The organism is Mycobacterium sp. DL592 (genome assembly GCF_011694515.1).
Taxonomy (GTDB): domain Bacteria; phylum Actinomycetota; class Actinomycetes; order Mycobacteriales; family Mycobacteriaceae; genus Mycobacterium.
Genome location: NZ_CP050192.1, coordinates 4,328,927 through 4,343,109 on the forward strand (window position 1 = coordinate 4,328,927; position 14,183 = coordinate 4,343,109).

At 68.1% G+C, this 14,183-nt stretch carries 15 protein-coding genes; 3 read left to right on the forward strand and 12 right to left on the reverse strand.

Annotated elements, in window-relative coordinates:
* Positions 1–55 precede the first annotated feature (55 nt).
* Complete coding sequence (locus HBE64_RS20725; protein ID WP_167106492.1) at positions 56–880, forward strand: SDR family oxidoreductase; 825 nt, start codon at positions 56–58, stop codon at positions 878–880.
* On the opposite strand, the gene HBE64_RS20730 is transcribed toward HBE64_RS20725, so the two are convergent.
* Positions 881–1,045, reverse strand: coding sequence for a hypothetical protein (locus HBE64_RS20730; RefSeq protein WP_167106495.1), 165 nt, complete (start codon positions 1,043–1,045; stop codon positions 881–883).
* 180 nt (positions 1,046–1,225) lie between these two features.
* Positions 1,226–2,365: a glycosyltransferase family 1 protein gene (locus tag HBE64_RS20735; RefSeq protein WP_167106498.1), complete on the reverse strand. Its 1,140-nt coding sequence runs from the start codon at positions 2,363–2,365 to the stop codon at positions 1,226–1,228.
* Between the two features lie 88 nt (positions 2,366–2,453).
* Between HBE64_RS20735 and HBE64_RS20740 the strand changes: the two genes are divergently transcribed.
* Complete coding sequence (locus tag HBE64_RS20740) at positions 2,454–3,116, forward strand: thioredoxin domain-containing protein (RefSeq protein ID WP_167106502.1); 663 nt, start codon at positions 2,454–2,456, stop codon at positions 3,114–3,116.
* Here the strand turns inward: HBE64_RS20740 and HBE64_RS20745 are convergent.
* From HBE64_RS20745 to HBE64_RS20780, 8 genes are all read right to left on the reverse strand, one after another.
* Complete coding sequence (locus tag HBE64_RS20745) at positions 3,077–3,604, reverse strand: DUF3592 domain-containing protein (protein WP_167106505.1); 528 nt, start codon at positions 3,602–3,604, stop codon at positions 3,077–3,079. The genes HBE64_RS20740 and HBE64_RS20745 overlap by 40 nt on opposite strands.
* Positions 3,601–5,226: a 2-succinyl-5-enolpyruvyl-6-hydroxy-3-cyclohexene-1-carboxylic-acid synthase gene (gene menD, locus HBE64_RS20750; RefSeq protein ID WP_167106508.1), complete on the reverse strand. Its 1,626-nt coding sequence runs from the start codon at positions 5,224–5,226 to the stop codon at positions 3,601–3,603. The genes HBE64_RS20745 and menD overlap by 4 nt, the downstream gene beginning before the upstream one ends.
* Before the next feature lie 49 nt (positions 5,227–5,275).
* Positions 5,276–6,064: an alpha/beta fold hydrolase gene (locus HBE64_RS20755; RefSeq protein WP_208300516.1), complete on the reverse strand. Its 789-nt coding sequence runs from the start codon at positions 6,062–6,064 to the stop codon at positions 5,276–5,278.
* Complete coding sequence (locus tag HBE64_RS20760; RefSeq protein ID WP_167106511.1) at positions 6,061–6,801, reverse strand: DJ-1/PfpI family protein; 741 nt, start codon at positions 6,799–6,801, stop codon at positions 6,061–6,063. Before HBE64_RS20760 ends, HBE64_RS20755 begins: the two co-directional genes overlap by 4 nt.
* Before the next feature lie 19 nt (positions 6,802–6,820).
* Positions 6,821–7,768, reverse strand: a complete 948-nt coding sequence (locus tag HBE64_RS20765; protein ID WP_167106514.1) for a GlxA family transcriptional regulator — start codon at positions 7,766–7,768, stop codon at positions 6,821–6,823.
* An 86-nt stretch (positions 7,769–7,854) separates the two neighbouring features.
* Complete coding sequence (locus tag HBE64_RS20770) at positions 7,855–8,277, reverse strand: hypothetical protein (RefSeq protein WP_167106517.1); 423 nt, start codon at positions 8,275–8,277, stop codon at positions 7,855–7,857.
* A 97-nt stretch (positions 8,278–8,374) separates the two neighbouring features.
* On the reverse strand, positions 8,375–9,367 hold the full coding sequence (locus HBE64_RS20775) for an o-succinylbenzoate synthase (RefSeq protein WP_167106520.1): 993 nt from the start codon (positions 9,365–9,367) through the stop codon (positions 8,375–8,377).
* Complete coding sequence (locus HBE64_RS20780) at positions 9,367–10,935, reverse strand: long-chain-fatty-acid--CoA ligase (RefSeq protein WP_167106523.1); 1,569 nt, start codon at positions 10,933–10,935, stop codon at positions 9,367–9,369. Before HBE64_RS20780 ends, HBE64_RS20775 begins: the two co-directional genes overlap by 1 nt.
* A gap of 131 nt (positions 10,936–11,066) precedes the next feature.
* Here HBE64_RS20780 and fadD8 point away from each other — a divergent pair, with 131 nt between their 5' ends.
* A complete protein-coding gene (fadD8, locus tag HBE64_RS20785; RefSeq protein WP_167106526.1) occupies positions 11,067–12,665 on the forward strand; it encodes a fatty-acid--CoA ligase FadD8 in 1,599 nt (532 codons plus the stop codon).
* A 3-nt stretch (positions 12,666–12,668) separates the two neighbouring features.
* On the opposite strand, the gene HBE64_RS20790 is transcribed toward fadD8, so the two are convergent.
* Complete coding sequence (locus HBE64_RS20790) at positions 12,669–13,808, reverse strand: serine hydrolase (RefSeq protein ID WP_167106529.1); 1,140 nt, start codon at positions 13,806–13,808, stop codon at positions 12,669–12,671.
* A gap of 85 nt (positions 13,809–13,893) precedes the next feature.
* Complete coding sequence (locus HBE64_RS20795) at positions 13,894–14,106, reverse strand: hypothetical protein (protein ID WP_167096578.1); 213 nt, start codon at positions 14,104–14,106, stop codon at positions 13,894–13,896.
* Positions 14,107–14,183 lie beyond the last annotated feature (77 nt).

Consider the following 14,183-nt stretch of genomic DNA (forward strand, 5'->3'; position numbering starts at 1 on the left):
GAACCGACGCTACCCGAGTGGGAATCCTGAGCCGCGTCGTGCGTTGCCTACAACCATGAGTGAAAAAGTGTGGTTCATTACCGGAACATCCCGCGGCTTCGGCCGGGAATGGACGATCGCGGCCCTCGAACGCGGTGACAAGGTCGCCGCGACCGCCCGCAACACCGACACCCTGGCCGACCTGGTCGACAAGTACGGCGACGCGATCCTGCCGATCGCGCTCGACGTCACCGACCGTGACGCCGACTTCGCCGCGGTCAAGGCCGCTCACGACCACTTCGGCCGGCTCGACATCGTCGTGAACAACGCCGGCTACGGCCACTTCGGCTTCGTCGAGGAACTCAGCGAGGCCGACGCGCGCGACCAGATCGAGACGAACGTCTTCGGGGCGCTGTGGGTGACCCAGGCCGCGCTGCCGTTCCTGCGGGCCCAGCGCAGCGGCCACATCATCCAGGTGTCCTCGATCGGCGGGATCACCGCGTTTCCCCTCGTCGGCATCTACCACGCCTCGAAGTGGGCGCTGGAAGGCTTCTCCCAGTCGCTGGCCCAGGAAGTCGCGCCGTTCGGCATCCACGTCACGCTGATCGAGCCCGGCGGGTTCGACACCGACTGGTCGGGGCCGTCGTCGAAGCGCTCCGAGCCGTTGCCCGACTACGCCGAGTTGCACCTGCAGGTCGCCGAGGCGCGTGCGCAGCGCTGGGCCAAGCCCGGCAACCCGCAGGCCTCGGCCGCTGCCCTGCTGAAGGTGGTCGACGCCGAGAACCCGCCGCTGCGGGTGTTCTTCGGGGAGTCACCGCTGCAGGTCGCCAGGGCCGACTACGAGAGCCGGCTGGCCAACTGGGAGCAGTGGCAGTCGGTGGCCGTGGAGGCGCAGGGCTAGTTATATGGCGTGCGCGTCACGCGCCAGCAGCTGGCGCGCCCGCCCGGCCATGCGTTCACTGAGGTGAATCAGCCGATCCTCGTGGCCGGCCGGCATCGTGTATGCCAGCTTGCGTAGCTCGGTGGCAAAGGCTTGCAGTTCTTGACGAAGCGTGGTGTCACTCATGAGGTCTCCCAGACCTTGGGACTACTTGTGCACTCCAGTGTGCCCCGAATCACACTGGAACAAAACCCATCTCAGCAACAATTCAGGCGACTGCCATCCGGGCGTAGCCACGATATGTGCCCGGCTCTCAGCGAATCTCCAGACGGGAGTGCCCGAAAGTCGCTCGGAGGCGGGCACGGATCATGCCGCCCGAGACCGGCGCCGCCCGCGCCCCTCGGCCTGCACGGCCTCGTAGTGGCCCAGCAGTTGGTCGCAGATCGCCGGCCAGGTGCGGCCCAGCACGCTGCGCCGCGCGGCCTGTGCGTAGCGGGGCCGCTCGTCGAGCAGATGCTCGACGGACTGGGTGAGCCGCTGCTCGAATTCGGCCACCGGCAACAGCAGCCCGGTGCGATATGGCGCGACGAGATCGCGGGGCCCGCCCGCGTCGGGTGCGATCACCGGGAGCCCAGAGGCCATCGCCTCCTGGACGGCCTGGCAGAACGTCTCGTGCTCGCCGGGATGGACGAAGACGTCCATGCTGGCGTAGGCGGCGGCCAGCTGCTCGCCGTAGAGCGCGCCGGTGAACACCGCGCGCGGCAGCTGGGCGGCCAGCTTGGCCCGGTCGACACCGTCACCGACGATCACCACCTGCAGATCGTCGCGGTGGCCAAGGGCCGCAAGACGTTCGACGTGTTTCTCCGGGGCCAGCCGCCCCACGAAGCCGACGATCGGCTTGCCCTGCGGCGACCACACCCGGCGCAGCTCGCTGTCACGATTGGACGGCGCGAAACCGGTGACGTCGACACCGCGCCCCCAGTGATGGACCCGCGGAATGTTATGCGCGGCAAGGTCTTCCATGGCCGCAGTGGACGGCGCCAGGGTGCGGTCGGCGCGCGAATGCAGGTGCCGCGTCCACGCCCACGCCGCACGAGAGGCCACACCGATGCCGTAGCTCTCGGCGAACCCGGCGACGTCGGTCTGGAACACCGCGACCGTCGGCACCCCGAGATACCGCGCGGCATGCAAGCCGCCGTAACCCAGCAGCGCCGGGGAGGCCAGATGCACGACGTGCGGATCGAAGCCGCGCAACACCCCCACCATCCGCGGTCGCGGCACCCCGAGCGGCAGTGAGGTCACCTTCGGGAACATCCGGGCCGGCACCCGGTGCACCCGGATCCCGTCATGGATACGGTCGGCGGGTTGCTCACCGCGCGGATTGTCCGGTGCGATGACCAGAGCTTCATGGCCGGTACGACGCAGATGCTCCAGCACCCGCAGCACCGAGTTGCTGACTCCGTTGACGTTGGGCAGGAAAGACTCCGCGACAATCGCTACGCGCACGTATCGAGGGTCTCAGCGGCGCCTGTCAGCAAGGTTTCGCCCAGGCATACGCGACACGAAAAGCTGGTGGGGCGGTACGGTGCGAGGCATGCGCTACCTGTCTGCGCTCGTGCTGACGCTCCTCCTGCTCACCGGCTGCACCAAGGCTGTCGCCGGTGTGGCACAAGTGGATCCGAACGGCCCGGTGACGGCGATCACTAAAGACGGCTTCGGCATCCTCTCCGGTGACCCCAAAGCCCCGGTGCAGATCGAGCTCTACACCGAACCGCAATGCACCCACTGCGCGGATCTGCAGAAGGACTTCGGCGATCAGCTGGCCAGCTACATGGACCTCGGCCAGCTCGCCGTCACCTACCGGCCGCTGACCTTCCTGGACACCCCTGACACAAAACGACACTCCGAGCGCGTCGCCAATGTCCTGTTCGCCGCCGCCGGTCCCAAGACGTCGGCCCGAGCGTTCCAGAAGTTCGTCGAGGATCTGTGGGGCCATCAGGATCCCGGCGGCACCGGACCGGGCAACGACGAGCTGGCCAACATGGCACGCGACAGCGGAATCCCGGCCGAGGCGGTCGCCGCCATCAAGGCAGGCAAGGACGCGGTGGACGCGAAACAGTTGGGCGACGCCAACTTCGAGTACCTCTACGAGGTGGACCCGGTCAACACCGGAACACCCACGGTGTACGACCTGAAGAAGGGCGACACCGTCGACATCTACGACAACAACTGGCTGTCCAAACTGATGTCGTCGTGACGGTTCACCCGGCGTTCGGCCACCACAAGGCCCGCTAGCAGCAGCCCACCGATCAGCCAGCCCACCACCGCGATCGACCCGGCCGGGATGATCGCCAGCGAGGCGTTACGGTATTGCACCCGAACGAGATCCGGATCGCTCCTGTCGTACTCGACGTAGATGCGCATCCCCTCGGCCAGCTCCGAGGGATACAGCACCCCGAGCTCGGGACGGTAGGTGATCCGGTCGGGGGTGACGAACTCGATCGTCGAACGGCGCGGGCCGGCCGACAGCACTTCGGCCTGAGCGACTCCCATGTTGCGTTCGATCTGACGGTCGTTACGCCAGGCCCCGGCCACCAGCAGGATCGACTGCAACGTGACCAGCCCGATGACGATCCACACCGCACACTTGCTCCAGCGCAACACTTTCCGAATGGGTGTGTCGGGAACGTCGGGTGTGCGCCGTGGCAGCGCGGGTTCCAGCAGGGCTCGCAGCCTGCCGATCACAGTGCCGCCTTGATCGCCGCATGCAACTGCCGCAGCGAGGACCGGTCGGCCTTGACCTCCAAAACCCGCATCCCGTCGTGGCTTTCGGCAAGTGCGGCACCGAGTTCGTCGACCTCGATCTGCCGCGAATCGACGTGATAGGCCCGGCACAGCGCGCCGACGTCGACGTCGTGCGGGGTGCCGAAGATCCGCGAGGACACATCGGAGAACCGCGGGTCACCCTGCTCGAGCAGTTCGAAGATGCCGCCGCCGTTGTCGTTGGACACCACGATGGTGAGGTTGCGCGGCGTCGGCTCCGTCGGCCCGATCAACAGACCCGAACTGTCGTGGACGAACGTCAGGTCACCGATGAGCGCCACGGTGCGGCCCGAATGAGCCAGGGCGGCACCGATGATCGTCGACACCGTGCCGTCGATACCGGCCACCCCGCGGTTGGAACGCACCTTGAGGCCCTCGGTGTTCAGCCCGACCAGCGCGGCGTCGCGCACCGGGTTGGATGCGCCCAGAACGACCTGGTCCCCCGGGCCGACCGCGTCGGCCACCGCGGCGGCGACGTGCAGCCCGGTGGTCAGCGGGTGGGCGGCCAGCTGCTCGCGGACCGCCGCCACCGCATGCTCGTTGGCCTGCGCGCACCGGCGCAGCCAGTCCGGGTCCGGCTCGCCGATGGTCTCGGCCCGGGTCCCGGTGGCCTGCGAGTTGCCTGAGACGTCCGGCCAGCGCGGGCCGGTGGTCAGGGCGAACACCGGCAACGACGGATCGGCCAGCAGATTCGACACCGGCCGGTGCAGCGTCGGGCGGCCCAGCATGATCACCTGCTTGGGCCGCAGCAGCGGCAGGGCCAGCGGGTGCAGGGCGTTCGAGGCGTGCGGGGCCGTCGGCTCGGCGACCGTCGGCAGATGCGCCAGGTTGGGGTGCACGCCCGCGCCGTGCCCGGCGATGACGACGGTGTCCGGGGTGAGGTCGATCTCCAGCGGCTGGTCGAACGTCACCGGCGGGGTGTACGTCCACGGCCTGCCGTCAGGGCGGCCGGGCGGGACCTCACTGGGCTGCCCACTCTCATTGGGCACCAGCGGCTCGCGAAGCGGGATGTCGAACTGCACCGGACCGGCATTCGCGGTGCGCGCACCGGTCGCGGCGGCGACCACCCGGCAGGTGGCCGAGCGCCACTGAGCGTTGAGCGAGTCCAGCTTCTCGGGGGCATCTTCCGCCAGGCCCAGGCTGATCGCCGCGCGAACCTGGGTACCGAAGTAGCCGAGCTGCTCGAAAGTCTGATTGGCGCCGGTGCCCAGCAACTCATACGGCCGGTTGGCGCTCAGCAGGATCAGCGGCACCCGGGCGTAGTTGGCCTCCACCACCGCGGGGCCCATGTTGGCGACCGCCGTGCCCGAGGTCATCGCCACGCACACCGGCGCACCCTCGCCCAGCGCGAGGCCGATCGCCAGGTAGCCGGCGGTGCGCTCGTCGATACGCACATGCAGGCGCAGCCGGCCCGCACGGTCGGCGTCGTGCAGGGCAAACGCCAGCGGCGCGTTACGGGAGCCGGGGCACAGCACGACGTCGCGGACGCCGCCGCGAATCAGTTCGTCGACGACGACCCGAGCCTGAGCCGTCGATGGGTTCACCACTACAGCGTGTCATATCAAGATTTGGGGCGGGAACGCCCAGGTCAGGTCAGACGAGCGTGCCGGCGAAGAAGTCCAGCATCGCGCTGTTGACGGTGTCCGGGCGCTCCAGGAAGCCAAGGTGACCGGTGTGCCCGATCTGGATGTAGCGGCCGTTGGGCAGGGCGTCGGCCACCTCGCGGCCCAGCGCCGCCGGGGTGATCACGTCGTCGGCGAAACCGATCACGAGCACCGGCGTGGTGATCGACCGGTAGGCCGGCAGCCGGTTCTGGGTGGGCACCACCGTCAGCTGTGCGCGCCAGCCCGGCGTGCGCTTGAGCGGAAACGCGGTGAACATCTCGTACCACTCGGTGATCGCGTTGTCGTTGTTGATGGTCTTCGGCGAAAAGTTCTCCAGCACACGCACTTTCGCCGCATACGCCGGCGGCAATTCGATGCCGGAGTCGGCCAGCACGTCCTCGGCGGCGCGGAACGACTGCCGGGTGGTGTCGACGCGGCCACGGGTGCCCATCAGCACGGCCTGGCTGACCAGCTCCGGGCGGGCCAGCATCAGCTCCTGGGCGATGAAGGCACCCATCGACATCGCCACGATGCGGGTGGGACCGCCCACGAGCTCTTCGATGATCGTCGCGGTGTCGGCGATCATCTGCTCGGTGGAGAAGCCACCCGCGTTCTCGGTGGCGCCGATACCGCGGTTGTCGAAGGTGATGCAGCGGTAGCCGGCGGCCTGGAAGGCAGGGACCTGGTAGATGTGCCAGGTGCGGCCAGCGCCGCCGGTTCCAGCGATGAACAACACCGGCTCGCCGGAGCCGGTGTCGTCGTAGGCCAGGTTGATCACCTGGCAGAGGCTACGCGACCCTTCCTGCGCTTATCGCGGGCCGTCTGCAACGCCGCCCGCCACAGCAGCCGCACGGACTGGGTGAGCTGATGGCCGGCAACGGTCTCTTTCGACAGCATCGCGGTGGCCGACGCCTTGGTGGCGGCGGAGGCTTTGGAGAGGTGGCCGGAGTCGAAGGGCGGCTGCGGGTCGTATTCGATGGCGAGCTGGATCGCCTTGGCCCGCGCGTCACCGCCGAGTTGTCCGGCCAGCCACAGACCCAGATCGATACCGGCCGACACCCCCGCGGCGGTGACGATCTGGCCCTGCCGCACGATCCGCTCGTCGCTGACCGGGGTGACGCCGAAGGTGCGCAGCATCGGCACCACCATCCAATGTGACGTCGCGCGTTTGCCGTCGAGTACCCCGGCGGCGGCCAGGATCAGCGACCCCGAGCACACCGACGTCGTCCAGCTGGCGGTCTCGTGTGCCTGGCGCACCCAGTCGAGCACCTTCTGGTCCTGGGCGTGTTCGAAGGTGGACATGCCGCCAGGCACCAAAACGATGTCCGGCGAGGGTGTTTCGTCGAAAGAGTGGGTGGCGCCGACGACGAGTACGCCCGAGTCGGCGGCGATCGGGCCGGGTTCGTGCCACACGAAGCGCACCTCGGTGTCGGGCAGATTGCGCAACACCTCGTAGGGCCCGATGAAGTCGAGCGCGGTGAAACCCGGGTACAACACGATGGCGATCTGGGTCATGGCCTTCTCCTCTTCGTCCTTAGGCGAACGTTTTGCGGTATTGGTCGGGTGAGATACCGATGCGGCGAATGAAGTTGCGGCGCATGGTTTCCGCGGTTCCGAACCCGCAGCGCGCGGCGATGGCGACGACGGTGTCGTCGGTCTCCTCCAACTGCCTGCGGGCTGCTTCGGTGCGGACCCGCTCGACGTAGGTCCCCGGCGCCTCGCCGACCTCGTCGGTGAAGACCCGGGTGAAGTGCCGGGGACTCATCGCCGCGCGCCGCGCCAACTCGGTGACGCTGTGTGCGGCACCGGGTTCGGATTCGATGATCTCCTGAACCTCGCGGATGGGCTCACGTTTGGCGCGCGGCATCCAGACCGGCGCGGCGAACTGCGTCTGGCCGCCCGGCCTGCGCAGGTAGAGCACCAGCCAGCGGGCGACGGTCTGGGCGACCTCGGTGCCGTGGTCCTCCTCGACGAGCGCGAGCGCGAGGTCGATCCCGGCGGTCACGCCGGCCGCCGTCCACACCGTCGGGGTGCTGCGCACGAAGATCGGCTCGGGGTCGACGGTGACGGCAGGGAACTCGGCCGCCAACCGGTCGGCGTAGGCCCAGTGCGTGGTGGCCCGGTGGCCGTCGAGCAGGCCGGCCTGCGCGGCCAGGAAGGCGCCGGTGCAGACACTGACGACGCGGCGGGAGTTGGCGATGGCGCGGCCGATCCAGGTCATGGTGGCCGGGTGGGCCCGCGCGGCATCGACGCCGCCGCCACCGGGAAGCACCAGGGTGTCGATGCCTTCAGGGTGCGGCATCGCCTCGGCGACGAACGCCAGCCCGGTCGGGGTGGCGACCGGTTCCCCGTCGCGCGAGACCACGCTGACGCGGTAGCCGTCCTCGGTGAGCAGTGCCGCGCCGGTGAACACGTCGTAGGGCCCGACCAGGTCCAGTGCCTGGACACCGGGGAAGCCGAGAATCACCACCGATCGCGTCATGTCCTTGAGTGTTCGCGCTGAAAGCCATGGCGTCTACGCCAGGTATCCCACAAATCAGGACATCGAAGTTTGTTTTCGGCCTGCCTCTAGCCGGCCCGCTCGAGTCGCCGTCGCAGCGTTCGGCGGGACCGCCAGGACAGTAGCGACCACGAGTTGAGCACCTCGAACTGAGCCATCGACAACGCCGTCGGTGTCCCGACGGCGTTGCGGGCACCCACCAGAACCGGCCCCCGCAACAGCGGTACATCTACCGCCGTCCAGCCCGAGGTCGCCAAAAGTAACTGTGTTGCAAGGGGATTCACCGCCAATCCTTGCGCGCCGGGGCCGGTGAACCAGAACACCACACCGTGGCGGCTGCTCAGCGACTCCCACCGCGAGCCGCTCACCGAGGCGGCGACCAATTCGCGCGCGACCATGCCGACGCAGCCGTCAGTGCTGACCTTCACCGCGGCGGGTCCGGTCGGCCGGATAAGCGAGGCCATCGTCACCGACAGCACCCTTTTCCTCATGGCCGAACCTCCGATACACGCGTGGGAATCAGTATGGCGCGCGGCGGACTGCGGTGGGGTGACGAATCGATGACCGAGATCGACGAAACGGCGCGATCTACTCGAACTTTCGCGCCCGTTTGTCGGCTTGGGCGGAAGGGAGCAGGGGGTGGCAGGCGCGGATCCGCGCGATCCACCAGTCGCGGCGGTCGGCGGGGGCCGCGAGCGCAGCGAGCCGCGCGGGATCGGGGCTGACGTCGACGACGCGGAGGCCGCCGTCGACCGGGGTGATGTCGGCGACGTCGGAGACGAACAGCCCGCCGGTGCCCAGACCGCAGGCGTGCTCCAGGTGCGGCAGCGCCGCTGCCGCCGCCAGCCCGGCCGCAATGCCCACGGCCGAATCCAGCGCACTGGAGACCACCACCGGAATGTCGATCTGGGCGGCGATGTCCAACAGGGCACGGACCCCGCCTAGCGGTGCGACCTTCACCACCGCGATGTCGGCAGCCCCGGCGCGGACGACCGCCAGCGGGTCGGACGCCTTGCGGATGCTCTCGTCGGCAGCGATCGCGACACCCACCCGCCGTCGCACCTCGGCCAGCTCGGCCACAGTGCGGCAGGGCTGCTCGATGTACTCCAGCCCCCCGTCGGCTGTCAGCGCACGCGCCGCGGCGACCGCCTCGTCGACCGTCCAGCCGCCGTTGGCGTCCACCCGAACCGTGGGGATCACCGAACGCACCACATTGACCCGCGCGACGTCGTCGGCCAGCGTCTGTCCCGGCTCGGCGACCTTGACCTTCGCGGTACGCGCACCCGGGAACCGGGCCAGCACGGCAGGCACCTGATCCGGCGGCACCGCGGGCACCGTCGCATTGATCGCGATGACCTCGCGGACCGTGGGAACCTTTGCCCCGTAAGCAGATTCGACTCCCGCGGCGAGCCAGAAAGCGGCCTCCGGCGGCTCGTACTCCAGAAACGCACCGAACTCACCCCAGCCCGAGGGGCCGTCGATAAGCGCCACCTCGCGAACAGTGATGCCACGGAACCGAACTCGCATCGGCAGCGAGACGACGTGCAGACGCTCCAGCAGATCCTCGAGCGATGGCACCATCAGATGGCGCGGTCGCGGTTCTCCCAGTACGGCTTGCGCAGATCCCGCTTGAGCAGCTTGCCGGTGGGGTTGCGCGGCAGCTCCGGGGAGATCTCGATGCTGCGGGGGCACTTGTAGCGTGCCAGGTGCTCGCGGCACCACGCGATCAACTCCTCCTCGGAAGTGCTTTGCCCCGCAGACAATTCGACAACGGCCTTGACCGACTCACCCCACTTGTCGTCGGGGACACCGAATACGGCTGCGTCGAGTACCGCCGGGTGGTCGGTGAGCACCCGCTCCACCTCGACGGAGTAGATGTTCTCACCACCCGAGATGATCATGTCCTTGAGGCGGTCCTCGACGAAGATGAACCCGTCGGCGTCGACGCGGCCGATGTCGCCCGAGCGGAACCAGCCGTCCTCGGTGATCGCCGCCGCGGTGGCCTCGGGCTTGTTGTGGTAGCGCAGCATCAACTGCGGTGTGCGGAACCACAGTTCACCGGGCCGGCCGGTCGGTACCTCGTCAAGGGTGTCGGGGTCCACCACTCGTAACTCGACCTCGGGCGCGGGCCGACCGGCGCTGACCAGACGGTCCGAGCGGGACTCGTCGCGGTGCACCTCCGGTGAGAGTTGGGTGATGGATCCGCAGACTTCGGTCAGCCCGTACACCTGGATGAAATCGGTTTCCGGCCAAGCCTTCAGCGCGGCCTTGAGCAACGCGGGCGGCATCGGCGAGGCCCCGTAGACGAAGGTCTTGAGCGCGCCGAAAAGCTTGATGGCGTCATCCCCGGATTCGAGAACCTTGCCCAGCACCGCGGGCACCAGGAAGGTGCGGTTGGCGCCCTGCAGGATCGCCCCGGCCAGTGACGCACCGTCGGCCTCGCGGGTGATGATCGTCGGGATGCCGGCGTGGATGCCGTACTGCACATACGCCGAGCCGCCGACGTGGAACAGCGGCATCGCCACCATGTTCTTGTCGTCGGGCCCGAACTCGAACGTGCCGGCGTTCAGGGTGTGCGCCAACAGGTTTCGCTGACTGAGCGTGACGCCCTTCGGGTGCCCGGTGGTCCCCGAGGAGTACATGATCAGGCAGGCGTCGTCGGGCTTCACGTCAGGCTGGCGCCCGACGGGAGTGGCCGCTTTGAGCATGGCCTCGTACTGGTCGCCCTGCTCGCCGTCGGGGGTGACCTCGATGACGCTGTCGACGTGGATCAGCTTGTCGCGGATCTTGTCGATGGCCGGGATCAGCTCGGTGCCGACAACGAGCAGCTTGGCGCCGCAGTCGTTGAGGACGTAGTCCATCTCGTCGGCGGCCAGCCGGAAGTTGATGATCGCGGCAGCGGCCCCCAGCGAGGACGCCGCGATCGTCACCTCGACACAGGCCGGGTGGTTCTTGTCCAGGAATGCGACGACGTCGCCGCGGCCGATACCGCGGTCCTTGAGCGCGCCGGCGCAGCGGCGGATCCGGTCGTACCACTGCGCCCAGGTCCAGCTGCGGCCCAGATACGCGACGGCTTCCCTGTCGGGGGTGTGCTCGGCCCAGTACGCCGGCCGGTCGTCGAGGAAACGCGGTTCGGGAGGCTGTTGCATACCGGACAGGGTGCCACGTCGGCGAAAAGAGGGTCTGCAGCTTGCAGATATCGGTACGGGGGCATCAGCAGCGCCGGGCGAAGTAAGACAGCCCTTCCTTGCGATCTGGAACACGTTCTAATGTGGACCGCATGAGTGACCTGCTGCGCCATCCCCTGCATTCCGGCCATCTGACCGTCGGTGCGCTCAAGCGCAACAAGAACAAGCCGGTGCTGCACCTGGGTGACACCACCCTGACCGGTGGCCAGCTGGCCGACCGGATCAGCCAATACATCCAGGCTTTCGAGGCCCTCGGCGCGGGCACCGGCGCGACCGCCGGGCTGCTGTCGCTGAACCGGCCCGAGGTGTTGATGATCATCGGCGCCGGCCAGACCCAGGGCTACCGGCGGGTGGCACTACACCCTCTAGGCTCGCTCGACGACCACGCGTACGTACTCAACGATGCCGGCGTGACGTCGTTGATCATCGACCCCAACCCGATGTTCATCGAGCGGGCGCAGGGTTTGTTGGACAAGGTGCCCGGCCTCAAGCAGGTGCTCACGCTCGGCCCGGTGCCCGAGGCGCTGGCCGATTCGGCGGTCGACCTGATCGCCGAGGCCGCCAAGTACACGCCGAAACCGTTGGTGGCGGCCGACCTTCCGCCCGATCACGTCGGCGGCATGGCCTACACCGGCGGCACTACCGGCAAGCCCAAGGGTGTGCTGGGCACCGCCCAGTCGATCACCACTATGACGACGGTTCAGCTCGCCGAGTGGGAATGGCCGGAGAACCCGCGCTTCCTGATGTGCACCCCGCTGTCCCATGCCGGGGCCGCGTTCTTCGTGCCGACGATCATCAAGGGCGGCGAACTGGTGGTGCTGACCAAGTTCGACCCGGCCGAGGTGCTGCGGGTGATCGAGGAGCAGAAGATCACCGCGACCATGTTGGTGCCGTCAATGATCTACGCGCTGATGGACCATCCGGATTCGCACACCCGCGACCTGTCCTCGCTGGAGACCGTCTACTACGGCGCCTCGGCGATGAATCCGGTGCGCCTGGCCGAGGCGATCCGCCGCTTCGGGCCGATCTTCGCCCAGTACTACGGGCAGTCCGAGGCGCCGATGGTGATCTCGTATCTGGCCAAGGCCGACCACGACGAGAAGCGGCTGACCTCCTGCGGGCGGCCCACCCTGTTCGCCCGCACCGCGCTGCTGGATGCCGACGGCAACGAAGTACCCCAAGGTGAGGTCGGCGAGATCTGCGTATCCGGGCCGCTGCTGTCCGGCGGGTACCACAACCTGCCCGAGGAGACCGCCAAGACCTTCAAGGACGGCTGGCTGCACACCGGGGACATGGCCCGCGAGGACGAGGACGGCTTCTGGTTCATCGTCGACCGGGTCAAGGACATGATCGTCACCGGCGGGTTCAACGTGTTCCCCCGCGAGGTCGAAGACGTCGTGGCCGAGCATCCGGCCGTCGCGCAAGTCTGTGTGATCGGCACCCCCGACGAGAAGTGGGGTGAGGCCGTCACCGCGGTGATCGTGCTGCGCCCGGATCATCCCTCCGACGAGGCGTCGGTGGCCACCCTGACCGAGGAGATCCAGGCCGCGGTCAAGGAACGCAAGGGTTCGGTGCAATCACCCAAGCAGATCATCGTCGTCGACTCGGTGCCGGTGACCGCGCTGGGCAAGCCCGACAAGAAGGCCGTGCGCGCACGATTCTGGGAAGGCGCCGGCCGGGCGATCGGCTGACCGCTACCGCTGCGGCGGCAACGCCCGCGAGATCAGCTCACTGATCGCCGTCGCGGGCTCGGTGAGATCCGGTGCGAGCATCAGGTTGCTGAGCACCACGATGACGGTGCCGTCGGACTCGCGGCGAGCGGTCTGGCTCATGAAGCCGGTGATCTCCCCGTTGTGCCCGACCAGGCCGTTGATGTTCACGACCCCGAGACCGTATTTCGCATGCGGATCCACGGTCGGGTACCACGTGAATCGTTGCGCCCGCATGTCTGAGTCCAGAAGCTCACCGGTGGCCAGCGCACGTGCCCAGATCACCAGATCGTCGACGGTGCAGATGGCCTGCCCGGCCCCGGCCGCCCACGACGGGTTGAAGTCGGTGACGTCGACCAGGGCCGGCAACGGCGCCGGCGGAGTGGGCGGACGGTCCCAGGCCGTGCTGAGCATGTAGCCGCGTGAGCTCGGCGCGGGAATCGTGTTGTCCGCGGCGTCGGGGAACGAACAGCCGGTCGTGCCCAGCGGAGTGAAGATGCGATCGGAGATGAGCCGCCCCAACGGCTGCCCGGTGACCTGCTCGGCGAGCATGCCCAGCATCACGTAGTTGGTGTTCGAGTAGTACCAGCTGGTCCCGGCGGGAAACATGGGCGGTTGGTCGGCGATCAGGCCGACCAGCTCGGCGGGTGACCAAACCCGTTGTGGCGCAACGGCGAGTGCATTGAGAAACGCATCGGTGGTGTAGTCGGCGATTCCACTGGTCAGCTGCAGGGCCTGGCGGATCGTGGCCCGATTGGTCTGCACACCGGGGAAGTACGCTGCCAGCGGATCGTCGAGGCGCAGCCTGCCCTCCTGGGCCAGCTGAAGGACCACCGTCGCCGTCAGCGACTTGGTGATGCTGCCGATGCGCATATGGTCGGCGACATCCATGGGGGCGCGGGTCGCGACATTGGACACACCGAGCGCGGCTTGCCACGACGCCCCGCCCGGTGTCTGCACCGAGACGATCAACCCTGGGATGCCCATCGTTGTCATCTGCGCGGTGATCAGCGGCAGCAGCCGGGCTGGTAATGAGGACGGCCCCTCGGGCTGGGCGGCCGCGCCGCCAGGGGACGTCAGCGCCAACACCAGCACGGTGGCGATCGCGATGCGCAGTCTTGACATCAGCCGCCGTCCGGTGGGGGAAGTGATGGGAACACTAGGCCACGGCGGCGGTGGTCGCCAGGGATGCCCTGGCGTCAAGCAGGAGTCAGCAGAGCGCTGCGGCGCCCAGCACCCCGCCTGCGATCAGGGTGATGCCGACGACGGCGTGGCCCTGTCCTGTTGCTGCCGCGATCACGATGCCCACGATGGCCGCGATCACGAGAACCGTCAGCACGACGGCCATGAAGATGCGGGAAATGTTGCCTGGCGACGACGAAGCGGCCAGCGCCGCATGGGTCGGTTCGTTCACAGCCGTCATCGAACACCTCCATATGTGAGGGTGCTCACCTTATCAGAAATACGTGATGCGCGTCACTTACTACCGGGGGTGTCAAT

Excerpts from the sequence above, each read along its gene's own strand:
- fadD8 (WP_167106526.1), top strand. The coding sequence starts at position 11,067 with ATGAGTGACCTGCTGCGCCATCCCCTGCATTCCGGCCATCTGACCGTC.
- HBE64_RS20730 (WP_167106495.1), bottom strand. The coding sequence starts at position 1,045 with ATGAGTGACACCACGCTTCGTCAAGAACTGCAAGCCTTTGCCACCGAG.
- HBE64_RS20760 (WP_167106511.1), bottom strand. The coding sequence starts at position 6,801 with ATGACCCAGATCGCCATCGTGTTGTACCCGGGTTTCACCGCGCTCGAC.
- HBE64_RS20740 (WP_167106502.1), top strand. The coding sequence starts at position 2,454 with ATGCGCTACCTGTCTGCGCTCGTGCTGACGCTCCTCCTGCTCACCGGC.
- HBE64_RS20770 (WP_167106517.1), bottom strand. The coding sequence starts at position 8,277 with ATGAGGAAAAGGGTGCTGTCGGTGACGATGGCCTCGCTTATCCGGCCG.
- HBE64_RS20775 (WP_167106520.1), bottom strand. The coding sequence starts at position 9,367 with ATGGTGCCATCGCTCGAGGATCTGCTGGAGCGTCTGCACGTCGTCTCG.
- HBE64_RS20790 (WP_167106529.1), bottom strand. The coding sequence starts at position 13,808 with ATGTCAAGACTGCGCATCGCGATCGCCACCGTGCTGGTGTTGGCGCTG.
- HBE64_RS20765 (WP_167106514.1), bottom strand. The coding sequence starts at position 7,768 with ATGACGCGATCGGTGGTGATTCTCGGCTTCCCCGGTGTCCAGGCACTG.
- HBE64_RS20795 (WP_167096578.1), bottom strand. The coding sequence starts at position 14,106 with ATGACGGCTGTGAACGAACCGACCCATGCGGCGCTGGCCGCTTCGTCG.
- HBE64_RS20725 (WP_167106492.1), top strand. The coding sequence starts at position 56 with ATGAGTGAAAAAGTGTGGTTCATTACCGGAACATCCCGCGGCTTCGGC.
- HBE64_RS20780 (WP_167106523.1), bottom strand. The coding sequence starts at position 10,935 with ATGCAACAGCCTCCCGAACCGCGTTTCCTCGACGACCGGCCGGCGTAC.